26 protein-coding genes, 1 tRNA gene and 1 pseudogene are annotated in these 24,502 nt (G+C 69.4%); 9 read left to right on the forward strand and 19 right to left on the reverse strand.

All coding sequences use genetic code 11. From position 1 onward, the window contains the following. Positions 1–6: 6 nt before the first annotated feature. The gene (locus ACN27J_RS20790; RefSeq protein ID WP_421368700.1) at positions 7–2,262 is read right to left on the reverse strand and encodes a heterodisulfide reductase-related iron-sulfur binding cluster; all 2,256 of its coding nucleotides are present in this window, start codon (positions 2,260–2,262) and stop codon (positions 7–9) included. Positions 2,263–2,528: 266 nt separating this feature from the next. Next, complete coding sequence (locus tag ACN27J_RS20795; protein ID WP_123606549.1) at positions 2,529–2,792, reverse strand: cell division protein CrgA; 264 nt, start codon at positions 2,790–2,792, stop codon at positions 2,529–2,531. A 231-nt stretch (positions 2,793–3,023) separates the two neighbouring features. Here ACN27J_RS20795 and ACN27J_RS20800 point away from each other — a divergent pair, with 231 nt between their 5' ends. The 4 genes and pseudogenes from ACN27J_RS20800 to ACN27J_RS20815 all read left to right on the forward strand — a co-directional run bounded on the left by ACN27J_RS20800 (position 3,024) and on the right by ACN27J_RS20815 (position 5,979). Beyond that, positions 3,024–3,836 (forward strand): DUF881 domain-containing protein, encoded by an 813-nt coding sequence (locus ACN27J_RS20800; protein WP_278172730.1) that lies wholly within the window; start codon positions 3,024–3,026, stop codon positions 3,834–3,836. A 389-nt stretch (positions 3,837–4,225) separates the two neighbouring features. Beyond that, positions 4,226–5,005, forward strand: a pseudogene (locus ACN27J_RS20805) (class E sortase); the annotation flags it as partial. A gap of 3 nt (positions 5,006–5,008) precedes the next feature. Beyond that, complete coding sequence (locus tag ACN27J_RS20810; RefSeq protein WP_421368704.1) at positions 5,009–5,314, forward strand: hypothetical protein; 306 nt, start codon at positions 5,009–5,011, stop codon at positions 5,312–5,314. Positions 5,315–5,328: 14 nt separating this feature from the next. Further along, positions 5,329–5,979: an aminodeoxychorismate/anthranilate synthase component II gene (locus ACN27J_RS20815; protein WP_421368706.1), complete on the forward strand. Its 651-nt coding sequence runs from the start codon at positions 5,329–5,331 to the stop codon at positions 5,977–5,979. A gap of 56 nt (positions 5,980–6,035) precedes the next feature. Here the strand turns inward: ACN27J_RS20815 and pknB are convergent, their stop codons facing one another. From pknB to ACN27J_RS20850, 7 genes are all read right to left on the reverse strand, one after another. Continuing rightward, positions 6,036–7,886, reverse strand: coding sequence for a Stk1 family PASTA domain-containing Ser/Thr kinase (pknB, locus tag ACN27J_RS20820; RefSeq protein WP_421368708.1), 1,851 nt, complete (start codon positions 7,884–7,886; stop codon positions 6,036–6,038). Next, complete coding sequence (locus ACN27J_RS20825; protein WP_421368710.1) at positions 7,883–9,412, reverse strand: protein kinase domain-containing protein; 1,530 nt, start codon at positions 9,410–9,412, stop codon at positions 7,883–7,885. Before ACN27J_RS20825 ends, pknB begins: the two co-directional genes overlap by 4 nt. A 1-nt stretch (position 9,413) precedes the next feature. Then, entirely contained in the window at positions 9,414–10,922 is a 1,509-nt protein-coding gene (locus ACN27J_RS20830) for a penicillin-binding transpeptidase domain-containing protein (protein WP_421368711.1), read from the reverse strand. Continuing rightward, positions 10,919–12,361 (reverse strand): FtsW/RodA/SpoVE family cell cycle protein, encoded by a 1,443-nt coding sequence (locus ACN27J_RS20835; protein ID WP_421372359.1) that lies wholly within the window; start codon positions 12,359–12,361, stop codon positions 10,919–10,921. The genes ACN27J_RS20830 and ACN27J_RS20835 overlap by 4 nt, the downstream gene beginning before the upstream one ends. A gap of 72 nt (positions 12,362–12,433) precedes the next feature. Next, on the reverse strand, positions 12,434–13,915 hold the full coding sequence (locus tag ACN27J_RS20840; RefSeq protein ID WP_421368713.1) for a PP2C family protein-serine/threonine phosphatase: 1,482 nt from the start codon (positions 13,913–13,915) through the stop codon (positions 12,434–12,436). After that, the gene (locus tag ACN27J_RS20845) at positions 13,912–14,394 is read right to left on the reverse strand and encodes an FHA domain-containing protein FhaB/FipA (RefSeq protein ID WP_278172744.1); all 483 of its coding nucleotides are present in this window, start codon (positions 14,392–14,394) and stop codon (positions 13,912–13,914) included. The genes ACN27J_RS20840 and ACN27J_RS20845 overlap by 4 nt, the downstream gene beginning before the upstream one ends. Positions 14,395–14,396: 2 nt before the next feature. Further along, a complete protein-coding gene (locus ACN27J_RS20850; protein WP_123606559.1) occupies positions 14,397–15,200 on the reverse strand; it encodes an FhaA domain-containing protein in 804 nt (267 codons plus the stop codon). A 247-nt stretch (positions 15,201–15,447) separates the two neighbouring features. Here ACN27J_RS20850 and ACN27J_RS20855 point away from each other — a divergent pair. The 3 genes from ACN27J_RS20855 (at position 15,448) to ACN27J_RS20865 (ending at position 17,546) form a co-directional block, all read left to right on the forward strand. Further along, positions 15,448–15,533: transfer RNA gene (locus tag ACN27J_RS20855), tRNA-Leu, on the forward strand. 136 nt (positions 15,534–15,669) lie between these two features. Then, a complete protein-coding gene (locus tag ACN27J_RS20860; RefSeq protein WP_421368716.1) occupies positions 15,670–16,743 on the forward strand; it encodes an NAD-dependent epimerase/dehydratase family protein in 1,074 nt (357 codons plus the stop codon). Then, positions 16,740–17,546, forward strand: coding sequence for a WecB/TagA/CpsF family glycosyltransferase (locus ACN27J_RS20865; RefSeq protein WP_421372362.1), 807 nt, complete (start codon positions 16,740–16,742; stop codon positions 17,544–17,546). The genes ACN27J_RS20860 and ACN27J_RS20865 overlap by 4 nt, the downstream gene beginning before the upstream one ends. Positions 17,547–18,263: 717 nt before the next feature. Here ACN27J_RS20865 and ACN27J_RS20870 read toward each other — a convergent pair. Further along, positions 18,264–18,653 carry a hypothetical protein gene (locus ACN27J_RS20870; protein WP_421368718.1) on the reverse strand — a complete coding sequence of 130 codons (390 nt, stop codon included), beginning with the start codon at positions 18,651–18,653 and terminating at the stop codon, positions 18,264–18,266. Positions 18,654–18,775: 122 nt separating this feature from the next. Between ACN27J_RS20870 and ACN27J_RS20875 the strand changes: the two genes are divergently transcribed. Then, the gene (locus ACN27J_RS20875; RefSeq protein ID WP_421368719.1) at positions 18,776–19,045 is read left to right on the forward strand and encodes a hypothetical protein; all 270 of its coding nucleotides are present in this window, start codon (positions 18,776–18,778) and stop codon (positions 19,043–19,045) included. 76 nt (positions 19,046–19,121) lie between these two features. Here the strand turns inward: ACN27J_RS20875 and ACN27J_RS20880 are convergent, their stop codons facing one another. From ACN27J_RS20880 to ACN27J_RS20920, 9 genes are all read right to left on the reverse strand, one after another. Then, the gene (locus ACN27J_RS20880) at positions 19,122–19,721 is read right to left on the reverse strand and encodes a hypothetical protein (protein ID WP_416614862.1); all 600 of its coding nucleotides are present in this window, start codon (positions 19,719–19,721) and stop codon (positions 19,122–19,124) included. A 147-nt stretch (positions 19,722–19,868) separates the two neighbouring features. After that, the gene (locus tag ACN27J_RS20885; protein WP_416614861.1) at positions 19,869–20,276 is read right to left on the reverse strand and encodes a PIN domain-containing protein; all 408 of its coding nucleotides are present in this window, start codon (positions 20,274–20,276) and stop codon (positions 19,869–19,871) included. Between the two features lie 23 nt (positions 20,277–20,299). Beyond that, entirely contained in the window at positions 20,300–20,560 is a 261-nt protein-coding gene (locus ACN27J_RS20890) for a ribbon-helix-helix protein, CopG family (protein ID WP_416614859.1), read from the reverse strand. A 57-nt stretch (positions 20,561–20,617) separates the two neighbouring features. Further along, positions 20,618–21,049 (reverse strand): hypothetical protein, encoded by a 432-nt coding sequence (locus tag ACN27J_RS20895; protein WP_421368723.1) that lies wholly within the window; start codon positions 21,047–21,049, stop codon positions 20,618–20,620. Then, the gene (locus ACN27J_RS20900) at positions 21,024–21,698 is read right to left on the reverse strand and encodes a hypothetical protein (protein WP_421368725.1); all 675 of its coding nucleotides are present in this window, start codon (positions 21,696–21,698) and stop codon (positions 21,024–21,026) included. Before ACN27J_RS20900 ends, ACN27J_RS20895 begins: the two co-directional genes overlap by 26 nt. Beyond that, complete coding sequence (locus ACN27J_RS20905) at positions 21,698–21,955, reverse strand: hypothetical protein (protein ID WP_421368727.1); 258 nt, start codon at positions 21,953–21,955, stop codon at positions 21,698–21,700. Before ACN27J_RS20905 ends, ACN27J_RS20900 begins: the two co-directional genes overlap by 1 nt. Positions 21,956–22,491: 536 nt before the next feature. After that, positions 22,492–22,890: a hypothetical protein gene (locus ACN27J_RS20910; RefSeq protein ID WP_421368728.1), complete on the reverse strand. Its 399-nt coding sequence runs from the start codon at positions 22,888–22,890 to the stop codon at positions 22,492–22,494. A gap of 79 nt (positions 22,891–22,969) precedes the next feature. Further along, entirely contained in the window at positions 22,970–23,134 is a 165-nt protein-coding gene (locus ACN27J_RS20915) for a hypothetical protein (RefSeq protein ID WP_421368730.1), read from the reverse strand. A 396-nt stretch (positions 23,135–23,530) separates the two neighbouring features. Beyond that, positions 23,531–23,764, reverse strand: coding sequence for a winged helix-turn-helix domain-containing protein (locus ACN27J_RS20920; RefSeq protein ID WP_281552412.1), 234 nt, complete (start codon positions 23,762–23,764; stop codon positions 23,531–23,533). A gap of 432 nt (positions 23,765–24,196) precedes the next feature. Between ACN27J_RS20920 and ACN27J_RS20925 the strand changes: the two genes are divergently transcribed. Continuing rightward, the gene (locus tag ACN27J_RS20925; protein WP_421368732.1) at positions 24,197–24,454 is read left to right on the forward strand and encodes a hypothetical protein; all 258 of its coding nucleotides are present in this window, start codon (positions 24,197–24,199) and stop codon (positions 24,452–24,454) included. Positions 24,455–24,502: the final 48 nt, after the last annotated feature.

Consider the following 24,502-nt stretch of genomic DNA (forward strand, 5'->3'; position numbering starts at 1 on the left):
TTCTCCCTACTCCTCGGCCGACGTCGACGCCGCCGAAGATGACGGTGACGGTGACGCCGAAGATGCTACCGCTGGCTTGACCGACCTGAGCAGCACCGTCGCCACATCGACGACCTCGACGTTCTCGCCCGCCGCGCCACTGGACTGCTTGCCGGTGACCCCGTCGCCGAGCATGGTGTAGCAGAACGGGCAACCGACCGCGATGGTCTGTGCCCCGGTGGAGAGCGCCTCCTCGACCCGGTCGACGTTGACCCGCTTGCCGATCCGCTCCTCCATCCACATCCTCGCCCCGCCCGCACCGCAGCAGAACGAGCGTTCGGAGTTGCGCGGCATCTCCCGCAGCTGGGCCGCGTCGCCGCCCGCCTCGGCACCTGCGGTCAACGCGGCGCCGAGCACCTCCCGGGGCGGGCTGAACACCCGGTTGTGCCGGCCCAGGTAGCACGGGTCGTGGTAGGTCAACCCACCGTCGACCGGGGTGACCGGGGTGAGCTTGCCGGCGGCGACCAGGTGGGCCAGCAGCTGGGTGTGGTGTACGACCTCGAAGTGGCCGCCGAGCTGGCCGTACTCGTTGCCGAGGGTGTTGAAGCAGTGCGGGCAGGTCGCGACGATCTTGCGTTTCGCCGGCTCCCGGTCGCCGAACGCCTCGTTGAGGGTCTCGACGTTCTGCTGGGCCAGCATCTGGAAGACGAACTCGTTGCCGATCCGCCGGGCCGGGTCGCCGGTGCAGGTCTCGCCCTCGCCGAGGATGGCGAAGTCGACGCCGGCTTCGTGCAGCAGGGTCGCCACCGCGCGGGTGGTCTTCTTGGCCCGGTCCTCGAACGCGCCGGCGCAGCCGACCCAGAACAGGTACTCGAAGTCGTCCACCTCGCCGACCCGGGGGACCGCGAAGTCGAGCCCCTTGGTCCAGTCCTCCCGGGTGTTCGGCGGAGCACCCCACGGGTTGCCCTTGTTCTCCAGGTTACGCAGCATCACGCCGGCCTCGCTGGGGAAGCTCGACTCGATCAGCACCTGGTAGCGGCGCATGTCGACGATGTGGTCGACGTGTTCGATGTCCACCGGGCACTGCTCCACGCAGGCCCCGCAGGTGGTGCACGACCAGAGCACGTCCGGGTCGATGACGCCGCCGTCGTCGGCGCCGCCGATCAGCGGACGGTCGGCCTCGGCCAGCGCCAGGGCGTCGACCTTGGCGAGTTGTTCGGCCGTACCCTTCTCCTCGCCGGTGAGGTCCTTGCCGCCGCCGGCGAGCAGGTACGGCGCCTTGGCGTAGGCGTGGTCACGCAGCGACAGCACCAACAGTTTCGGTGACAGCGGCTTACCGGTGTTCCAGGCCGGGCACTGCGACTGGCAGCGGCCACACTCCGTACAGGTGGTGAAGTCGAGCAGGCCCTTCCAGCTGAACTGTTCGACCTGGGCGACCCCGAACTGATCGGACTCCGGGTCGGCCTCCTCGAAGTCGAGCGGCTTGCCGTCGCTCATCATCGGCCGCAGCGCGCCGAGGCCGGAGTTGGGCCGGCCGGGGTCCCGCTTGAAGTAGATGTTGAAGAAGGCGGCGAACCGGTGCCAGGCCACCCCCATGGTCAGCGTCAACGCGATGACGATCAGCCAGGTCATCGAGATGAGGATCTTGATCAGGGCGGTGATGCTGATCGCCGATTCGGAGGCGGGCAGGACCGCGCCGAGGGCGTGGCTCACCGGAGTGGCCCAGACCGGGAAGTCGAAGTGGTCGGTGGCCACCCGGAAGCCGCGGATCAAGAAGCCGCAGATCAGTACGGCGAGCACGACGGCTTCGACGAAGTAGCCCTGCCACATGGTCGAGCCGGTGAACCGGGACCGGCCGCCGGTCCGGGTCGGCCGGTTCGCCAACCGGATCCCGATGAGCACGCCGATACCCGCCATGCCGAGGATCGAGATGAGCTCGGTGACCAGCCCGTACAGCAGCCAACCGCCGATCACCGGGATGCCGCCGCCGGCGTCGACCACCTCGAAGTACGCCTCCAGCACGAGGATGGAGAGCACGATGAAGGCGACCATGACGAACCAGTGGGCCGCCCCGACGACGCTCCATTTGAGCATTCGGGTGTGGCCGAGGGTCTCGCTCAGCATCACCTTCGCCCGGGTGGCCGGGTCACCGGTGCGGTGCGGATCGGCCTTGCCGAGTCGGATGATCGAGACGAACTGCCAGACCGCCCGGCCGGCGAGCACCACCGCGACGGCGGTGACGATGGCGGCGACCACCGTGGTGACGATCTGGACCGTACCCATTCGTTGGCCTCCCGGTGTGCTGCGGACGAGCGGCAGAGTGACCGGAAGGCCGGCCACGGAGCTTCAGCCTACCGCCAAGTTACCCATGGGTAATGTGACGAGCGTCGCACCGCACCGGCGCCCGGTACTCGCCACCCTATGGCAGCGTCGCCGCCACGCCAGCGCCCGCCCCCCCGACAAAACAGCAGGTCGGCCGGCATCCTCGTGGACACCGACCGACCTTGGGTGGCACTGACGGGCCGACTGCGGACCGACTGTGAACCGGGTCAGCGCCAGCGGGAGAGCAGGATCAGCGAACTCACCATGGCACCGAACCCGATCGCCAGGTTCCAGTAGCCCCAGGAGGCGACCGGGTAGGCGGTCTCCGACAGGTAGTAGACGACCAGCCAGCCGATGCCGAAGACGATCAACGAGACGGCGCTGATCGGCAGCCAGACCGGACTCGGCTTGCGGGTGGCAGCCGTCTGGGTCGGGCGGACGTCGGTCGGCGGGGTGTAGACCTTCTTCTTGCGAACCTGCGACTTGGGCACGACGCTCTCCTGGTGGCTATCATCCGGCCCGGCAACCGGACGCAGCGGCGACGGTCCATGGCCAATAATGTTCAAGAGCTAGCGTAGTCAAGTTGCCGCGATCCGGCCACGGGCCGCAGCACGGCAGCAGCGACATTTGGGCACAACCAGGTCCACCAGGTGCGATAGACCGCTCAGGTGGTCCATTATGCGGACACTTGTCGATGGCTGGCAGGCGGGAAGGGGGCCGAGGTGGAGTACACCTCCGGCAGCGCGTCCTGGCGGGACGTGGTCCGGCGCGCCGTTCGCGGGCTGCTGCGTCGCCGGCGCGGCGCGGAGCAGCCCGGCTGGTCCGCCGGCGTACCGCTGATCGCGCTGCTCGCCGGCCTGCTGTTCACCACCACCGCCACCACCGCCAGCGGCACCAGCCTGCGGGAGGACCGCCGACCACAACTCGCGCAGCTGATCGACGACCGACGTACCCAGCTCGCCGCCGCCGAGGAGCGCGCCGCCCAACTGCGCGACCAGGTCGACCAGCAGACGGAGCTGGTCGCCGGGTCCGACGAGCCGATCGCCCGGCAGCAGGCCCGGATCGACGCGAACCGGTCGGCGGCCGGCTTCACCGCGCTGGCCGGCCCGGGCGTCATCATCGAACTCGACGACGCGCCGCGGCTGACCGACCTGCCGGACGGTGCCAGCAACGACGACCTGGTGGTGCACCAGAGCGACGTACAGGCAGTGGTCAACGCACTGTGGGCCGGCGGCGCCGAAGCGATGTCAATCATGAATGTACGGGTGTTGGCGACCAGCGCGGTACGCTGTGTCGGGAACACGCTGTTGTTGCACGGCGGGGTCTACTCGCCCCCATTTCGGATCGCCGCGATCGGTGACCCCAGCGCCCTGCAGCAGGCGCTGGCCGACTCCGAAGGGGTGCAGTTGTTCAGGGACGCCGTGACCCACTTCCAGCTGGGCTACCAGGAGACCGTCGAAGCCGAGCTGACCGTGCCGGCGTTCGACGGATCGGCAGCGCTGCGGCACACCACCGTTCCGGAGTCGGCGCGATGACCCGGCCCGGGGTGCCCGGCCGTCCAGGGGCGCCCGGCCATCCCGACCAACCGCACGACTCGGGCCGGCACCGCGCGTACCACACCGACGACTCGACCACGGTGCTTCCCCGCTTCACCGGGCCGAACCCGGCAACGGCGCCGGGCCCGACACCCCCGGCGCATCAGCACCCGCCCGGCTACTCGCCCCAGCAACTGGCCCAGTACCAGCGCCCCCGACAGCCGGAGCGCGACGATGCCGCCCGCACCGCTGTCATCCCCGCCTACCCGGCCGAGCCGGCCGCATCCACCACGGTGCTACCGGTCGTGATCAGCAGCTACCAGCCGCCGTCGAACGGTGAGTCACCGACCGGCAGCGGGCGGGATCCTGACCCCGGAGAGCGCCACGGTGCCGCACCCCGCCGCGGTGAGCGGGTGGTCAAGTTGCGACCGGAGCGCACCGACACCGGTTACAAGAGCGTGTACTCCGAACTGACCCGACCGACGATCTGGACCGCGCTGCGCGCCACCGCCCGGGTCACCGGGGAGCTGCTGATCACCTTCGGCATGGTGGTGCTGCTCTTTGCCGGCTACGAAATCTGGGGCAAGTCGGTCATCGTAAACGCCCACCAGGACGAGCTCAGCGAACAGCTCGCCCAGCAGTGGGCCGAAGTGCCCGAGCCGGTCGTCAGCGACGGCCCGACGCCCGAGCCCGAGGCGTCCCCCACCATCCAGGTGCAGGGCACCCCGGTCGCCGGGCTCTACATTCCGAAGCTGGACAAGAACTGGATCGTCGTCGAGGGCGTCGGCCAGGACGACATCCGGTACGCACCGGGCCACTACCCGGACAGCGCCGGACCCGGGGAGATCGGCAACTTCTCGGTGGCCGGGCACCGCAACCGGGCCACCTTCTGGCGGCTGGACGAGCTGGGCGACGGCGACACGATCGTCGTCGAGGACCGGGACACCTGGCACGTGTACGCGGTCACCCGCAACCACATCGTGCTGCCGAACCAGACCGAGGTGGTCGCCGCCGTACCCGGCGACCGCAGGGCGCAGCCGACCGAGGCGATGCTGACCCTGACCACCTGCCACCCGAAGTTCGACAACTACCAGCGGCTGATCGTGCACGCGGAGCTGGTCCGCAGCCAGCCCAAGGCCGATGGCCGACCGGCGGAACTCGGCGGCTGAGCCATGTACGCCTGGATCTGGCGCAAGCTCCCGTTCGGCACGCCCGGCAAGCTGATCGGTTCGGCGCTGCTCGCCGGGCTGACGGTCATCCTGCTCTGGTACGTGGTCTTCCCGTGGGCGGAGCCGCTGCTGCCGTTCGACGACGTCCAGGTGACCGAGGACGGCGGCGGCACCGGTACCGACCCCGGTGACGGTGGTCCGGCCGACGGCGGCACCGACGGCGATCCGGACGGTGGCGGCGCCGACGACTACGAGCTGCCGTACGACACCGAGACGAACAATCCCGTACCCGATGAGAACGGCGACTAGAGTCAGGTGTCCGCGTGCGCGTACTGGTGATCGACAACTACGACTCGTTCGTGTTCAACCTGGTGCAGTACCTCGGCCAGCTGGGTGCCGACTGCGACGTCCGACGCAACGACGAGATCTCCGTCGACGAGGTCGGCCGGCTCGGCGCGGCCGGTGTGCTGCTCTCCCCCGGGCCGGGTGCGCCGGACAGCGCCGGCATCTGCCTGGAGGTCATCGAGCGGTACGCCGGACAGCTGCCGATCCTCGGTGTCTGCCTCGGTCACCAGGCGATCGGTGCCGCGTTCGGCGGAGTCGTCGAACGCGCTCCCGAGCTGCTGCACGGCAAGACCTCGCTGGTCGAGCATCGGGACGTCGGGGTGCTGGCCGGGCTGCCGGACCCGTTCACCGCCACCCGCTACCACTCCCTGGCGGTACGCGAGGACAGTCTGCCGGCCGAGATCGAGGTCACCGGGCGTACCTCGTCCGGGGTGGTGATGGCGATGCGGCACCGGAACCTGCCGGTCGAGGGGGTGCAGTTCCACCCCGAGTCGGTGCTCACCGAGGGCGGCCATCTGATGCTGGCGAACTGGCTGGCCGGCTGCGGTCTGCCGCAGGCCCGGCAGCGGGCACCGCGACTCGCCGCCGAGGTGGAGACCCGGCGGCGAGCGGCGTTCGTGTCGGCCTGAGCCCGGGCCTGGCCCCTGGGAGCGCCGGCCGCGGCTAAGTTGAACAGCCGGAAGACTCAGTCGAACAGTCGAGAAACGGTCGCCGTGGGCAGCAGGCCGCCCGTCCCACCGCCGGTCCCGCCGCCCGGCGTGCTGGAGCCGCCAGCGGAGCCACCACCGCCGTCACCGTCGCCCGGCGGCGGACTGGTCGTCGGAGGCGATCCGGTCGGCGACGGGCTGCCGGTCGGGTCCGGCGACGGCTCCTCCTCCTGCCGGGGCTGGGAGACCACGATCTCCACCCGGGAGTTGACCCGGTGCTCGCCGTTGTTCGGGCTCTGGCTGGTGACGATGCCGGCATCGGCCGGGTCGACTTCCTCCCCGTCGATCACCCGGGGGTCGAAGCCAGCATTCTCCAGCCTCGCGACGGCTTCGGCTTCGGTGCGGCCGACGACGTTCGGCACGTTCCGCAGATTGTTGAGCGAGACGAGCACCTTGACCTCGCTGCCCACCTCCACCATCTCGCCGACGCTGGGCACCTCGACCACCTGGTCCTTCGGTGCCGAGCTGTCCACCTCTTCGAAGACGGCGATCAGGTCGAGGTCGGTGAGCCGTTGCTCGGCGGCGCTGCGGGTGAAGCCCTCCACGTCCGGGACCTGGACCGTGCCCGGGCCGGCGCAGACGGTGAGGGCCACCTCGGTGCCCGGCTCGACGGCGCCCGGCTTCGGCGACTGATCGACGACGGTGTTGAGGGTGCAGTTCGGGTCGTCGCGGCTGGTGACATCCGCTGTCAGCTGCAGGTTGGTGAGGGTCAGCTGGGCCTGTTCGATCTGCGCGCCGACCAGGTTGGGCAGATCGACGGTGACCGGCTCGTCGGGGCCGGAGTTCATCCAGATCAGCCCGGTGGCCAGGGCGATCACCGCGAAGACGCCCAGCGCGCTGAGCCCGGCGATGACCGCCGGCGAGGTCCGCTTCGGCGGCGGGCCGCCGACGCCGCCGGGGATCCGCTGGGTCGAGCCGGTACGCCCGGTAGCGCCCATCGCGACGGTTTCGTCGTCGCGCAGCACCGGGGTGGCCAGCACCGGCCGGCCGGAGGCGGCGCGCAGCAGGTCGGCGCGCATCTCGCCGGCGCTCTGGTAGCGGTTGACCGGGTTCTTGGCCAGCGCCTTCAACACGATCGCGTCGATCGCCGGGGTGACGTCCCGGTTGATCTCGCTCGGCGCCCGAGGGTCCTCCCGGACGTGCTGGTAGGCGACGCTGACCGGGCTGTCGCCGACGAACGGCGGATGGCCGCAGAGCAGCTCGAACAGCACGCAGCCGGCCGCGTAGACGTCGGACCGGGCGTCCACCGACTCGCCCCGGGCCTGCTCCGGGGAGAGGTACTGCGCGGTGCCGATCACCGCCGACGTCTGGGTCATCGTGGTCGCGCCGCTGGCCAGTGCGCGGGCGATGCCGAAGTCCATCACCTTGACCTGGTCGGTCTGGGTGAGCATGACGTTGCCGGGCTTGATGTCCCGGTGGATGATGCCGTGCCGGTGGCTGAACTCCAGTGCGGCGCAGACGTCGGCGCAGTATTCCAGGGCCCGACGCGGGTGCAGCCGGCCCTCGGCGGCGAGCACCTCCTTGAGGGTGCGGCCGTTGACGAACTCCATCACGATGAACGGCAGCGTCTCGCCGGTGGCGGCGTACTCTTCGCCGGTGTCGTAGACCGCGACGATCGCCGGGTGGTTGAGCGAGGCGGAGTTCTGCGCCTCGCGCCGGAAACGTTCCTGGAAGGTCCGGTCCCGGGCCAGGTCGGTGCGCAGCATCTTGATCGCGACGTCACGGCCGAGCCGCAGGTCACGGCCGCGGTGAACCTCGGCCATTCCGCCATAGCCGAGCAACTCGCCGACCTGGTACCTGCCACCTAGCAGGCGGGCCTGCGCGGTCATCGTCCTTGTCGTCCTTCGCTCGTCTGGTCGTCATCGGATCGGACCAAGTCGGGTGCTTCCATCGACGGTACGGGTCCCACGCTGGTTTCGACGTGTCCGGCTGCCATCTGGTTCTCAGCCGTAACCAATCGCACGACGGGTTGCCCCAGAGCGGCCGAATTGCTGGCGCTGTCGATGATCTGGTAAGCGACCAGCCCGGTGCAGAGCAGCACGATCAACGCTCCGAGGATGATCGCCAGGACGGTGAACACTTGCCGGTGCAGGCCACCTGACCGCTGGGGCGGGGCTGGTGGCCGGTTGTAGCCGTACGGGTTGGGTGGACGACCCGACGCGGGAAGGGGCTGCCGCGCCGGGGTGGCAGGGTGATGGTAGCCGGCCGGATACCCGCCCGGCATCATCGGCGCGGTGGCGGGCCGGTAGCCGGGTGGTCCGGGCATCGGCTGCCCCGGCGGCGGCCGCTGACCGGGCGGCACCGAATTGGGCGGCACCGAGCCGGGGTGCATCGGCCCCGGCGACATCGGGCCCGGCGACATCGGCCCGGGGGACATGGGTGCGGGGCCGGACGCCATCGGCGAGACCGGCGCCGCCGAGGTGGGCCGGGGCGCGGCCGGGTGCTGGCCCGGATGCTGCTGGCCGGGATGTTGCTGGCCCGGGTGTTGCTGGGCGTGTGGTGGTCGGGGCGGGCCGGCCGGTGGCCGGGCCTGGCCGGCGAGTGTGGTGGCGGCCTGCCGGGAGACGGCGGCCATCGTGGCGGCGCTCTGCCAGCGTGCCGAAGGATCCTTGGCGAGCGCGCGCTCAACGAAGCTGCGGACCACGGGTGGGATGTCCGACGGCAGCGCGCGCGGCACCTCACGCACGTGCTTCATGGCGATTTCCAGCGGATTGTCGCCCTCGAACGGCCGCCGACCGGACAGACACTGGTAGGCGACCACGCCGAGCGCGTACACGTCGGAAGCCGGCGTCGCGACCGCGCCGGACGCCTGCTCCGGGGAGATGTACGAGGCGGTGCCGAGCACCGAGCCGGCGGCGGTCAACTGGCCGACGATCTCTGAGCGGGCGATGCCGAAGTCGGTCAGCACCAGCGTGCCGTTGGGGCGTACCAGCAGGTTGCCCGGCTTGACGTCGCGGTGCACGATGCCCTTCTCGTGGGCCGCGTGCAGCGCGTCGGCGGCCTGGGCGATCAGCGCCATGGTGCGGGCCGGGGTGAGCCGCCCGACCCGGGACAGGGTGCGCGACAGCGCGTCGCCCTCGACGTACTCCATCACCAGGAAGGCGATGTGCTTGTCGCTGCCGTAGTCGTAGACGTCGACCACGCCGGGATGGTTGATGGTGGCCATGGTGCGGGCCTCGCCGCGGAACCGCTCAGCGAAGCCCGGCTCCTCCAGCAGCGCGGGAAGCAGGCTCTTGACCGCGACGGTACGGCCGAGCACCTCGTCGGTGCCGCGCCACACGTCGCCCATCCCGCCGCTGGCGATGCGCTCGTCGAGCCGGTAGCGGCCGCCGAGCAGGACTCCGGAGCTCAGCATCTCATCGCCCCTCACGCTCGGCGACGAGGGCCCGCATGATCTGCCCGGCGATCCGGGCCGCTTCCCCGCTGCCGCCGCCGCCGGCACCTTCCAGCAGTACGCAGACCGCCGAGATCGGCTCACCGTCCTCAGACGTGACGAAACCGATGAACCACCCGTGGTCCTCGTCGCCCTCGCCGGCCTGGGCGGTGCCGGTCTTGCCGCCGACGGTGTAGCCGTCGATCCGGGCGTTGCGGCCGGTGCCGTTGCGCACCACGCTGACCATCATCTCCTGCAGGTCGGCGGCGACCGACCCGCTCACCGACTGGCGCAGCTCCCGCGGGTCCGCGGTGTAGTAGCTGCTGGTGCGGTCGGCGTGCAGCAGCTGCTGGATCACGTACGGACGCATCTGGCTGCCGCCGTTGGCCACCGCCGCCGCGATCATCGCGCCTTCCAGCGGGGTCATCCGGACGTTGTTTTGGCCGATCGACGACTGGGCCAGCGCCGCGCCGTCCTCGCTGCCGTCCGGGTTGGCGATGTCGCCGGTCCGGCTGGCCGCGACCGGCAGGCCGTCGTCGCCGCTGGTCCGGCCGACGACCAGCTCCTCGTCCTCGAAGCCGAAGTCGCGGGCCTTGGCCTTGACCGTCTCGGCGCCGAGCTCCACGCCCAGCTTGGCGAAGCCGGTGTTGCAGGAGTCGGTCAGGGCGGTGATCAGGGTGACCTCGTCCTGTGGGCAGATGGAGTCGACGGCGTTGCGGATGTCGGTGCCGGAGTCGGGATGCCGGTAGACCGGGCCGGCGGAGATCGGCGTCTCGACGGTGGTGCCGTTCTCCAGGGCCGCCGCCGCGACGACGACCTTGAAGGTGGAGCCGGGTGGCAGCACCTCGCCGAGGGCCCGGTTGTTCAGCGGGCGGTTCGGGTCGCTGTCCAGCTCGTTGAAGGCATCCTGGGCCGCTCCGGTGTCGTGGCTGGCCAGCGGGTTCGGATCGAAGCTGGGCAGCGACACCAGGGCCTGCAGCGCGCCGGTACGCGGATCGAGCGCCACCGCCGCGCCCACGTCGACGCCGACCCGGTTGTCCAGCAGCTGCCGGTACGCCGTCTCCTGCGCCCGCCGGTTGATGGTGAGCAGCACGTTCCCGCCGCCGGTCTCCTCACCGGTGAACAGGTCCCGGACCCGGTCGGCGAAGAGTTGGTCGCTGGTGCCGGCGAGGAACTCGTTCTCAGCCTTCTCCACGCCGGTGGCGGCCAGGTTGACCGGCTTGTAGCCGATCACGTGCGCGTAGAGCTCGTTGTCCGGGTAGGTCCGCAGGTACTGCAGTTCGCCGTCGGTCGGCGTGCTGGTTGCCAGGGCCCGGGCGCCGGCTTCGATGTTGCCGCGTTGCCGGTCGTACTCGGCGACCTGCACCCGGCCGTTGTAGTCGCTGGTGCGGTACTCCTCTGCCTTGTAGCCCTGGACCCAGTTGAGGTTGACGAAGAGCAGGCCGAACAGAACCATGATGACCACGCCGACTCGGCGCAGTGGGGCGTTCATCGGCGGATCACCTCCGTCGGCGCGCCGTGCAACTGGGCAGGTGGTCCGGCCGGCGCACCGGGCGGCCGGGGCTCGGCCCCCACCACCGGCCGACGGCCGGCGTCGGAGATCCGCAGCAGCATCGCCACCAGCAGCCAGTTCGCCATCAGCGACGAGCCACCGGCGGACAGGAACGGGGTGGTCTGACCGGTCAGCGGGATCAGCCCGCTGATCCCGCCGACGATCACGAAGACCTGCAGGGAAAGGGTGAACGCCAGGCCGCCGGCGAGCAGCTTGCCGAACGAGTCGCGTACCGCCAGACCGGCCCGCAGCCCGCGCTCGGCGACCAGCAGGTAGACGACCAGCAGTGCGGAGAGCCCGAACAGGCCGATCTCCTCGCCGAGGCCGGCGAAGATGAAGTCGTTGTGCACCTCCGGCACCTTCAGCGGCTGGCCGCCGCCGGGTCCGGCGCCGAACAGCCCGCCGGTGCCGAGCCCGAGCAGGCCCTGGACCAGTTGATAACCGTCGTTGTACGGGTCGGAGAACGGGTCGAGCCAGATGTTGGCCCGCTGGTAGAAGTTGGCGAACGGGCCGCCGACGATGTTGCCCAGGTGGTACGCCAGGAACGCCCCGCCGAAGAACAGCAGCAGACCGATGATCAACCAGCTGACCCGTTCGGTGGCGACGTACAGCGTCACCACGAACATGCCGAAGTAGAGCAGCGACGTCCCGAGGTCCTTCTGGAAGACCAGGACCAGGACGCTGAGCAGCCAGACCACCAGCACCGGGCCGAGGTCGCGGCCCCGGGGGAAGTCGATCCCGAGCACCCGCCGGCTGGCCAGCGACAGCACTTCCCGCTTACGGACCAGGTAGTACGCGAAGAAGGACAGCAGGGCCAGCTTGGCGAACTCGCCGGGCTGAATGGAGAAGCCGCCGACCATGATCCACAGCTTGGCGCCGTTGACCTCGGAGTACCGCGCCGGCAGCACCGCCGGGATCAGCACCAGCACGATGCCGGCCAGCCCGAGGGTGTACGCGTACCGGGCGACGACCTGGTGGTCGCGGACCAGGACGAGCAGCCCGGCGGCGAGCACCACGGCGGCCAGGGTCCAGGCCAGTTGCCGCCCGCCGGTGCCGGCGAAGATCGGGTAGTCGATCCGCTCGGCGGCGGCCACCTGGGCCAGGTCGTAGCGGCGCAGGAATCCGACGCCGATGCCGTTGAGCAGGGCCACCGCCGGCAGCAGGGCCGGGTCGGCGTGCGGGGCGAAGAACCGGATGACCAGGTGCAGGCCGACGAAGACCGCGCCGACCACGGCGGTCGGCACCCAGAAGCCGGGCCGGATGGTGCCGAGCACGGCGGCTTCGGCCGCGGCCGAGTAGAGCGCGACCACGGCGAGCGCGAGGGCCAACAGGCCGAGTTCGGCGTTTCGCCGCGTCCTGATGGGGCGGATCCGCGGCATCTCACCGGTGATGGCCGGCGGGGCGGGTCCGACTGAAGCGGTCACTGGGTTTCCTTCACCTCGCTCGCCGGCTCAGCCGACCGTCCGGCAGCCGGCCGGGTTGGTCACCGGCGGGACCGGCTCGACCGGCGGGGCGTCCGGGGAGCTCTCCGGGGCACCGGACGGGCTCGGGGTGCCGCCCGGCGACGGGCTGCCCGCCGGGCCGGTCGGTGATCCGGAGACAAGGCCCTCGGGTGTCGCACCCGGCGATCCGGTCACGTCGGCCTCCGCCGACGGCGTAGGCGTCGGCGACGGGGTCGGGGTCGGGGAGGGCGTCGGTGGGCAGATCGGCTTCAGGTTGGGGTTGCCCGGGTCGTCCCGGGTGAGTTCCAGCAGGTGCCGCTGCGCCTCGGCTTCGCTGCCGGCGTGGATGCCGCGCTTGACCCGGTCCTGGGCGACGGTGGTCAGGTCGTCCAGGGCGAGGTCGCTCGTCTGGTGCACGGTGGAGAGGCTGACGCCGGCCACCTCGCCCGGCATGCCCTGGAAGATCGCCAGCTGACCGTCGCCGGTGGCGCCGACGTAGTACTGCCGCTGGGTGTAGGCCCAGCCGGCCCAGACCCCGCCACCGAGGATGCCGACCAGCACGACCAGCACGATCGCCGCGCGCAGCGGCCGGCGGCGGGGGCGTTGCGGCTCGTCGTCCGACGCGGCAGCGGCGGCGACCGGCTCCGGCACGGCGGCCCGTGGCGCGGACAGCGCGGAGGCCCGGGCGGCCGGGGTGGAGTCGTCGGCGGCGGTGGCCATGCCCCGGTCGCGGGCGGCGGCACCGCCGACGATCGGGGCCTGCTCGTGGATGCTCTGGTCGGTGGCGTCGGCCACCACGACGGTGATGTTGTCCGGGCCGCCGCCGCGCAGCGCCAGCTGGACCAGGCGTTCGACGCACTTGCCCGGGTCGGTGTACTCGCGCAGCGTCTCGGCGATGGTGTCCGGGCTGACCACGCCGGACAGCCCGTCGCTGCAGATCAGGTAGCGGTCGCCCGCGACGACCTGGCGTACCGAGTACTCCGGGTCGATGTCCCGGCCGTCCAGCGCCCGGGTCAGCAGCGACCGCTGGGGGTGGCTGCTGGCTTCCTCGGCGCTGATCCGGCCCTCGTCGACCAGCATCTGGACGTAGGTGTCGTCCTTGGTGATCTGCGCGAACTCCCCGTTGCGCAGCAGGTACGCCCGGGAGTCGCCGATGTGCACCATGCCGATCTTGCTGCCGGAGAAGAGCGTCGCGGTCAGCGTGGTGCCCATCCCCTCCAGATGAGGGTTGGCGTCGACGGTGTCCCGCAGGTGCTGGTTGGCCAGGCCGACAGCGCCGCGTAGGGCGTCGACCATGGCGTCGCCGGGGACGTCCTCGTCGAGCGGGGCCAGTGCCCCGATGACGAGATTGCTGGCGACGTCACCGGCGGCCATCCCGCCCATGCCGTCGGCCACGGCGAGCAGCCGCGGCCCGGCGTAGACGGAGTCCTGGTTTCCGTCACGGATCAGTCCGCGGTCACTGTGGGCGGCATAGCGCAGGGTCAGAGTCATGGCCGTAACTCAAGAGATGTGCGGCCGATCCGGATCGGCACGGCGAGGGGTACGGGGGTAGGTCCGGTGACCTTAGCGCGGTCCAGGTAGGTCCCGTTAGTGGAACCCGTGTCTTCGATGAACCACTGGCCGTCCCGGGGCATCAGCCGGGCGTGTCGCGCCGACGCGTAGTCATCGGTGATCACCAGGGTGGAGTCCTCCGCCCGACCTATCGTAATCGGAGACTCACCCAAGGTAATTTTTGTCCCGGCCAGCTGCCCTGCGGTCACTACGAGCTGATGAGCGGCCCGCCCCCGTTTGACCTTGGCCGGCCGGGCCGGTGCCGTACTGCTGCTGACCCCGCGCGGAGCCGCGACCAGGCGGCTGGACCGGGCACCGGCGAACAGATCCCGACGGATCACCCCCACCACCGTGAACACGAAGATCCACAGCAGGACGATGAAGCCGACCCGGGCGACGGCAACGACGAATTCGGGCAAGGTTAGCCATCCACTCGGAACGTGAGCGTGGTCGTCCCGAGCTGGATCATGTCACCGGGGTTCAGGGCCACCGCGGAGACCCGCTGCCCGTTGACCATGGTCCCGTTGGTCGACCCCAGATCGGTCAGCACCACCTGGGCACCGTCGAAGTCGAGCCGGGCGTGTCGGCGGGAGATCCCCACGTCCGGCAGTCGCAGATTGGCCTGGTCGCCTCGGCCGATCACGGTCGAACCCATCTGCAGCGGATAGGTCCGCCCGTCACCCGAGACCAGCCGTACGTTGCGGGCGCCGGCCGGCGAGTGCGGCGGTTGGCCGTACCCCCCGCCCTGCTGGTCGTACGGCGGATAGCCGCCCTGACCACCGCCGGGCATGTCGTACCCGGGCTGCTGCACCGGCGCGACGTCGCCGCCGGTGAAGACTTCGGCGGTTACCCGGAACATCCCGGTGTCCAGCCCGTCGCCCCGCTCGATCTCGACGATCACGTCGCCGTAGACCGTCCAGGCCTGCTCACCGATGAACTCGGCCTGCGACTGGGCGAGCTCCTGGGCCAGGGCAGCCGCGTACGGAGCCAGCCGGCTGTGGTCGTACGGCGAGAGATCGATCACGTAGCGGTTGGGCACCAGCGTGCGCCCTCCAGCCAGGATCGCCTTGTGGGCCTCAGCCTCCCGCTGCATCGCGTTGAGGATCTCCACCGGGTGCACGACACCCTTGAACACCTTGGCGAAGGCCCCTTCGACTAGGCCTTCCAGACGCTTCTCGAAGCGTTGCAGCACGCTCACCGGCTCCTCCTCGGGTTCCGAGGACATGATGGTATCCGGCCGTCGCCCGTGCCACCCGCACGCCGATCGACCACCGCTCCCTGCCTGTCCCGAACGACCGACCCGCCCCGTGCTACTCTTCGCCAGGCGTCGCGGGCGATATTTAGCTCGGGGCGACCAGGGACAGCGTAGTATGTCCCGGCACCTGCCAGCGGGTGGCCCCGACCGACACCCCCACCGGGATCGGGAAGGACCGGCCGGGTTAGTCTTCTACCGACTGTCCCGGACAGCATCCGGGGAAGTGGCGGAATGGCAGACGCGCACGGTTCAGGTCCGTGTGCCCGAAAGGGCGTGGGGGTTCAACTCCCCCCTTCCCCACCAGCAGGCCGGGCGGCACCAGCCGCCTTGGCCAGCTAGCAACGATCAAGAAGGCTCCGCCGGACGGCGGGGCCTTCTTCACATATCGCCCGGATATCCTGTTGACCGTTTACTCCACCCCCCAGCTCAGGAGTGTCGTGTGAGCGTCGCGTTGGTTACCGGTTCCGGCGGTCTGATCGGATCGGAGGCGGCCCGGCACTTCGCCGGACTCGGCCTGGACGTGGTGGGCATCGACAACGACATGCGCCGCGAGTTCTTCGGCCCCGAGGCGTCCACCGCCTGGAACGTCGAGCTGCTGCGGCGCGACCTCGGTGCGGCGTACACCCATGAAGCGGTCGACATCCGCGACCGCGACGCCCTGGCGGGCCTGTTCCGGCGGTACGGCCGGGACATCGCCGTGGTGATCCACACCGCCGCCCAGCCGTCGCACGACTGGGCGGTGCGCGACCCGTTCACCGACTTCGACGTCAACGCCGGCGGCACGCTGAACGTGCTGCAGAACGTCCGGGAGCACTGCCCCGAGGCACCGGTGATCCACTGCTCCACCAACAAGGTGTACGGCGACCGGCCGAACAGCCTGCCGCTGATCGAGCAGGAGACCCGCTGGGAGATCGCCCCGGACCACCCGTACGCCGGTGGGATCACCGAGGACATGTCGATCGACGCCTGCCTGCACTCGGTGTTCGGCGCGTCGAAGGTCGCCGCCGACATCATGGTGCAGGAGTACGGCCGCTACTTCGGCATCCGTACCGCCTGCTTCCGGGGCGGCACGCTGACCGGCCCGGCGCACTCGGCGACCGAGCTGCACGGCTTCCTCGGCTACCTGATGCGCTGCAACATGGAGCGACGGACCTACAAGATCTTCGGGTACGGCGGCAAAATGGTCCGCGACGCCATCCACAGCCACGACGTGGTCTCCGCGTTCGAGGCGTTCTTCCGCGACCCACGCCCGGCGGCGGTCTACAACCTGGGCGGCGGCCGGCACTCCAACTGCTCGCACCTGGAGGCGTTCGCCATCGCCGAGCAGATCACCGGCCAGGAGATGATCACCGAGTACCAGGAGGCGAACCGGGTCGGCGACCACCAGTGGTGGATCGGCTCGAACGCCGCTTTCCAGCGGGACTACCCTGGCTGGAAGCAGGTCTACGACGTGCCGATGATCCTGCAGGAGATCTACCAGGCCAACGTCGACAAGTGGGTGCCCGGGAAATGATCGACCAGGGCAAACGCAACCTGCTCGGGGTGCTGGTCGACTCCGTCGACTACGAGGCCGCCACCGAGCGGGTGATCGACGCCGCCCGAGAGCGCCGGCCGCTGGCGCTGACCGCGCTCGCCGTACACGGGGTGATGACCGGGGTCCACGACCCGGCGCACAACGCCCGGCTCAACTCGTTCGACCTGGTCACCCCGGACGGCCAACCGGTCCGCTGGGGACTCAACCTGCTGCATGGAGCAGGGCTGAAAGACCGGGTCTATGGCCCTACCCTCACCCTGCGGGTGCTGCAGCGCTGCGCCGACGAAGGGCTGCCGGTCTACCTGTACGGATCCACCGAGGAGACGCTGGACCGGCTGGTGCCGAAGCTGGAGCAGATGTTCCCGGCGTTGAAGTTCGCCGGGGTCGAGCCGTCCAAGTTCCGCGCCGTCGGCCCTGGTGAGGATGCGGAGATCGCCGAACGTATTCGGGACTCAGGGGCCCGGCTGGTGCTGGTCGGGCTGGGCTGCCCCCGCCAGGAGGTCTTCGCGTACGCCATGCGCCCGCTGCTGGACATGCCGCTGATGGCGGTCGGTGCGGCCTTCGACTACCACGCCGGCCTGCTGCGCAAGCCGCCATCCTGGATGCAGCGTGCCGGCCTGGAGTGGCTGTGGCGGCTCGGGCTGGAGCCGAAACGACTCTGGCGCCGGTACGTGATCCTCAACCCGGCGTACCTGAGCCGACTGGGCGCCCAGAAGCTGGGCATGTGGCAGGCCACCCCGCCGAAGGCAGCCACCGACCGCCCAGCCGACTTCGCCGTCTGACCACTGCCTACCCGTACGCCTTCCTTCACCTCACCCCTGACCTCGGGTTGGTCGAGGTCCGCCTGCCGCGCCGAGTCGCCCAGTTACCGGGTCGTCGCCGCGCAGAACGCTCACGAGTTGAGGGCTGGGGTACCTAATTCTCGCCGAATTACGTACCCCAGCCCTCAACTCGCGCACAAACGTCGGGCAGTCTTCGAGGATGGTATGGGCAGTCGTTCGGGACCTGCTCGACGACGTGCTTGGACGTCGGTGGAGCACGGCCTGGCGTATGGGCCTGAGACCGACGCGAGGGCTTGGTGCTGGTCGGCGCTGATTGGAAGAACTACGCCGCTGGCCGCGATTCTTCGGCCCGCCACCAGGCCACAGCTCTGGCGGCGAAGTCGGCGACATCTACGTCGGTAAGGTCGAGTCCGAAGTGGCCCTCAATCCTGTCCCGCAAAAAGCATGCGACGTCGTCTGCGTCTGCCCCGGCGGCCAGCCTCGTCAGTAGCGGTCCGAGTAGACAGTCGTACCCGTCATCGCCCGCGTATAGCTCCCCAACGCCGAGGAGGTCCCAGTCGTTCAGCATCTGGCGCAGCGCCCTTGTCCGGACCGGAGTTGTGACCTCCCGGCATGCTCCATCGGGCTGCTCCCCATCCGCCAACCGCGATCGGGCCGCTGATCGCGCTACATGTCGATAGTCGCCACAGGTCTACGGTCAAGGTAGTACCGCTCCCGCTACCCACTACCCACGAACGCGACGCGGCCTGTTGGAGCTACCCTCGCGGCATGGCGGGTGCCGGGGAACCGACAGCGGGCATGACGATCAGCATCCGGACACGACGCGATGTCGTCGTGGTGGATCCGGACCGGCTGATGGCAGCGGCACGGCAGGCGCATCGTGATCGCAGTCCGGGCATGACCGATGCCGAGGCGGCCGAGGCGGTGGCTGATGTTTACGACGCCGTACACGCCCTGCTCGATCGGGACGGAACGCTCGCGGCCGACGCTGCGAACGACGACGTGGTCGGTGTCGGTGGGCCCCTGCCTGGCGTACGGGTCCACGACCGGCTGGATGGTCTGTCGCCCGCCGGCAGGCTGCAACAGGTGGTCATCGACGATGAGCAACCGCTGCAGGACTACGGCTGCTTCCTTCCCGCAGATCCCTTCGCGTTGCCCGGCCCCGGGAGCGGCGGCTGGCGGCAACGCTTGTCAGGTGTTGCCGAGTGCAGGTCCAGTAGCCTCTGCGGGTGGCTGATGAGGATTTCACGATCAAGCTCACCAGGGATCAGGCGCTCGTGCTGTCCGACTGGCTGGACAGGATAATAGGCACGTCCGCCTTCGACAGCCTGATCAACCAGGAGCCCGCGGTATGGTCGCCCTTGTACATGATCGCGGGGACGTTGGACAGATCGCTGGTCGAAATATTCATGCCCGACTACGCCGAGCGGCTGCACCACGCTCGGGAACGACTCCTGGACAGCCTCGGGGATGTCGGCAGGCCGCCACCCGAGCAATGATCCCAAGCCCACACTTCGTCCTCGTCTTTGCCGACTGCGCCACCCGGCCCCGATCCCCAGCCGATTCGGCAACACGTCACAACCACTGCTCATCGATGTTGCCGGCGTACAGGTAGGCAGTGCGGTAGGCCGGCCGCGCGAACAGTTCCGCCTCGCCCGTGTACACGGCGGCCAGCAGGCCCGGTCGGTACCACCAGCCGTTCGCGATGCCGCCGACCTGTGCGACCGGTTGCATGGCGGTCAGGTCGAGCCGGTCGACGGCCGAACCGGTCAGCCGGGTGACCGTGTCCGCGATGTCCATCGCCGCATACGCCAGAGCCAGGGCTTCGACCCAGCCTTCGATGCTGCCGTGCAACGGGACCCACCGATCATCATCGCCACCGGCGATACCGAACGTCCCGTCCGGACCGATCAGGAACGAGTACGGCACAGCGGTGCGTTGCGGCCCAGCCTCGAAGAACCATCCTTGGGAAGCAGACGTGTCTTCCCACTCCGGTGCGCCCACGCTGAGCATCCGAGGGCCGGCGGCGTCCTCGGGCATGCCCGGCGCGGACGGCAGGACAAGGCCACCCAACCGGGTCTGATACCTCTCGGCGCGATCGATGACCTCGTCAGGAATCCGCGCCTCCAGCCACGCATCACGAAATTGACTCACCGGCGGCACGTCGAGCCACACCCCGTGAGCGGCAACGAACGATCGTGCCCGTCTGCTCAAATCGGACGGTGGACGACGCACACCCCACACATGCGCATGCTAACGGCACACGAAGGCAGTCGATAGGTCGGCTGGGCAGCGGCAGACCGTCCTCCGGCACTGGGCTTTTCACAGGTCGTCGGGCAGGATCCGGAAAGCCGCATGACTGCTCAACGGGCGGATGGCCCGAAAGTCCCGCCGGTCCAGCGTCAACACCGCGTCCGTCTCGTACTGCTCGGCAAGCACAACGTTCACCGCGTCGGCGAGATCCAACCTCAGCGCCGCGTACTGCGACTGGACCGTGCGGGCCCGGCGCAGCGCGGTCGCGGTCACCTCCGGGACCAGGACCCGGAGATTCCGTTCCTGGCCCAGCAGCCAGTCCTGCACGGCGTGCGCCGCCTTGCGGTCCACGTTCCGGGTGATGATGTGCTCGATCTCCGCGAACACCAACGGTGAGATCACCGTCGCGGACGCCCCGGCGAAAGCCCTGCGCGCAGCAGCATGCTCGGGATCGTCGATGTTGAACGCGGCTACCAAGCCAGAGGTGTCACCGACAACGATCATGCAGCGCGGCCGGCCGATCCGTACTTGCGATCCGTAGCCTCCGCGACCGCTGCCCGCACATCGTCGTCGCTCACCGGCCCTCCGAAACCGATCTCCGGTATGTCCCAGTCACCCGACCAACGACGCGCCCGCAGCGCCGCGATACGGAACGCCTCCCGGAAGTACTCCGACTCCGGACGGCCTTCCCTCGCCGCAGCCTCCTTGATGACCCTCAGGTCATCTTCGTCGACCATCACCGTCGTCTTCTTCAGCGCCATATGGTTATGGTACCTCAACCAGCAGTTACAAGACTTCCGCAATCCGGGTCTGCACGGCTACATGTACTGGGCGGCGGTCTGCTCGACCTCGTGGATGAAATCCTCCAGCTCGGCCTCGGTCCACTGTTCGTCCTGCAGCAGCGTCCCGAGGATCACGATTTGCGCCGAGAAGGCTACGTCCGGAGCGATATCGTCGAGTAGGTCTGCTTCGCCGAGTGCTCCTCGGATCATGCCCTCCATCGCCAGGGCGGGCAGTTCGTGACCGTCCGCGTACCGCTGACGGGTCGTCGCGACGAAGTTGGCGATCTGCTGCAGGTCGAGTGTCTCGCCGAAGCGTCGTTGCACCGCAACGAAGAAGGCAGCGGTGATGGTCTGCGGCCCTTCTCGGAGCCCTTTGTCGCCGATCTCGGCGAGGAGCCGATCGGCCGTGCCCCAGTCTCCCCGGGCCATGGCACGGATCAGGTCACTGCGGTTCTGGTCGGCGCTCACGTTTCAGGTACCTCGCTATCTGCTCGCGTGCGACGTTCACCGCACGGTTGACCGTGATGCCGGCGATCAGCCCGAGGATGAGGATATGGCCACCTGCCTCCGGCGGGTCGATCCGGACAGAATGGGTTGGGACGACGGCGTTCGGCGTACCGGTGTGGCTGGTCTGTGCGCCGCTCGGACCGCGTGGGCCGCCGAGCACGCGGATCGCCTCCTGCCCCAGCTCGACCATGCTCTTGCCGGTGTCCTGCACGTCCTCAGACTTGCGTGCCATCTTGTTGAAGAAGCTGCCGGGCCCTCGGCGGGCATCCGAGCGGCGGGTTGTGTCGGTGAGGAGTTCTTCGCCGGTTGGGCCGGTGAGCGTGGGTTCGGTGGGTGCCGAGCCGGGGGCGATACGGTTGGCGTAGGCGTTGAGGTGCCCGACGGCCTCCATGAGCAGGCGGGCGACCTTTCCGGCCTTGTCTGCGGCGGTCTTCCACTCGGTGGTCGCGTTCGTGACAACGTGCGCCGACGCTCCTGCGCTCGCGGCGGAAAGGGACCGGTGCGCGTCGGTCACTTCCTGTTGGGCACGCAGGGCCGTCGCGGCGGCCGAGCTGAGACCGGTCGATGCCCGAGCGAGCTGCGCGATGACTTCGGCGACCGTCCCAGCCATCACAAACCCGCGCGGTACGTGTCGACCAGCTCGGTGCCGGCGTCCAGCCGGGCGATCGCCAACTTGATCTCGCGGAGCGCGGACGTGGCCTTGGTCAGGGCGTCGGTCGCCCGTTCGTGGTTGCTGCCCTGGCAGGTGTAGGTCGCCAACTCCAGTGCCTCGCCCGCCGCAGCGGCCGCCTGTTGCAAGGTGTTCCTGCCGCTACGGGCGCTCTCCAGGCCCTTGCCCAGTTGAGCCTTGACCTCGTCGACGCTCACCGAGCCGGCCTCCCCGGTCGCGGAGCAGCCTCGCCTGAAGGTCGCTCACGTTCGTCAGGTACGTCCGACCATAGTCGACAAGCTACGGGCCGGCGACCCTGTGCGACGAATATCCGTCACCCACGCTGGGGCCGCCGCAGGCCGCCCGGCGCTCGTTGTCGACGTACCAGCCGTACCGAGTTGCGCACTGGCAAGCGCACCCAGCCCCTGGCTGCGTTCGGCGGCTGGCCGCGCACCTGCTGTAGGTCCAGGTCGGTGGCGTTGGGTGACAGGCATTGTTGAGCTAACGATCCCCATGGCGTCCGGATTTGCCGAGAAGCGCGCACCTCGGTTCGTCGAGTCTCGGTCCGCCGCCGAGTGGAGGGCTCAGGCACGTTATTCGCGCGAATAACGTGCCTGAGCCCTCCACTCGAAGCAGTGTCGCCGATCGCGGCGTCCGGATCTGAACCTGCCGCCGCGCGCCGCTTCGGCGGTTGAGGTGTCGGGGCGGTACAGCGAAATCCGCTCATGCCGCTGACAAGGCGCGGTCGCCGCTGCTACCGAGACTGGGGCAAGGCGGATGGCGTGCGGTCCAGATCGTCAAGCAGCGCCTGCAACCGGTCCCGGCATCGCAGGACAAGGCCGGAGATGTCGTCGAAGGTACCGGCGTCGACAACGCCGCTCTCGAACCACATCGCACGCACAGCCGACCGGCCCTGCACCAGGTAGTTCCCGGCAGCCTCGACCAACCCAACGAACTCGCCACGGCGGTCCAGCGGGGCGAGCTGAGCGACACCTCGTGCCGCTCGCAAGGGCTCGCCCGGAGCACCGAAGATCGTGGCACCGTCGCCGCCGGCCTGACCGGCACCGATCCTCGCGAGCAGGTACTCCAACTCGGTCGCGGCCAACGTCAACCTGCCGACGGCCAAGACCGTCTCGTCGGTAAGTCGCCGCATCGGCCAACCGTAGCGGACCCGGCACCACGTCGAACGTCCTCACATACCGCGACTCGCGGAGCACCCGACGGCGCAGCTGTCAGCGACCGTACGACGAGTCGTGCAGGAGCAGCTCGAAGGCCGGCCCCCGGCGGAAGGGCAGCCAACCGGCGGCCAGGGCCTGGCGGACGCCGAGAGCCACGGTGCCCGGCAACACCGGCTGGCTCGGTAATCCGAGCCAGTTGCCGGGATGAGCGAAAGGCAACGATGCCACCATCAGGGCGCCTGGCTGCTCCTCACGCTCGACAACGAAGCTCAGCCGCGACCAGCCGAGGGCTTGACAGTAGGTGGGTCTGCGCCGAACCGACCAGCGGTAGGCCACGCCATCCACCGTGATCTTCCGAGAACCCCTTCCTGCCAACGTCATTCGCACCCCGTCGGTGTCTCGGTCATCCCCGTGACGGGCACTGTAGCGGGAACCCCGTAGCGCCACTATCAGTAAGGCGTAGCCCGCTGCTCAAAGCCTCCGCATCTGCCGCGATCCGGTGCGAGCACCTAGCCCAGCTGTTACGGAGCGTAGCCGGCATACACTACGCGGCGCTCTAGGCTGTGGGCATTCGCCGGGAGCGTGGCAGCCTTGCCACGAACTCGGCAGCGAGGATTACATCTCCATGGCTTGCTCGGCGACGTACGTGCCCTTGCCCTGGTGGCCTTCGACCAGACCACGGTCGCGCAGCAGCCGCAGGGCGGCTTGGGCGGTGGAGACGCTGACCTTGTACGTGTCGGAGAGCTGGGCATAGGTCGGCAGCTTGTCGCCCGGCGACAGCTCACCGGACCGGATCTGCTGGGTGATGTCATCGACGACACGTAGGTAGTCGGCAGGTCGACTGGGCATTTCAAGGTACTCCTCGCTCGGCACCTCGATTTGACCATGGAACTTGGCTACCTACAAGACTGATGTTGACTTAGGTATCTAACCTACCTAACATTGCTCCTCGGAACGCCTCGCTCGGCAGCTTGGCTTTCCACCCTCCGGGTGCATCCGGCCCGGCAGCCGAGGCGGGCTGCGTCACTGAATGGAGTCAGCCCACTCCTCCTGTGAAGCAATCCGCCTCGGCTGTACTCAGCGGCCCTGTGGGCGTACCGCCGATTGAGGTTGCGCGCGCAGGGCGGGCGGCCCGACCTCCGCGCCCCCGTTCGGGGTCGGGCCGCCCTTCCACCCGATCCACCGAAGACCATGCCCGATCAGCGAGCTTGAAAGGCGGTCCTGCCGTGCGCAGACTCCTCGACTTCCTCTGCGTGAAGATGCCGGCGGCTGATCGGTAGCGTGCCCGCCGACCGGTCGCCGGCGGATCCCCGGCCCGGCGACGAGTTGATCATCGATGGTCGGGCGAGTGTGCAGTTCGCGGCCGGGCGAGGCTTCCGGTTTCGGGTGACGACAGTGGACAAACGTTGGACGTACCAGGACTGGGTTTGGCTGGCCGGCTATGTGTTGGCACCGGACGGTGAAGCCCGCGAACGTCGGGAGATTTTCGTCCAGCGTGACGGTCTCCGCTGGGCACCCCGCCCCCGCCGACACCGCTGACCAGGGCGGCGGCACAACTGCGACGTCAGCTGCGCCCTCTCGACCCGT

The sequence above is a fragment of the Solwaraspora sp. WMMB762 genome (assembly GCF_049179115.1).
GTDB lineage: Bacteria > Actinomycetota > Actinomycetes > Mycobacteriales > Micromonosporaceae > Micromonospora_E.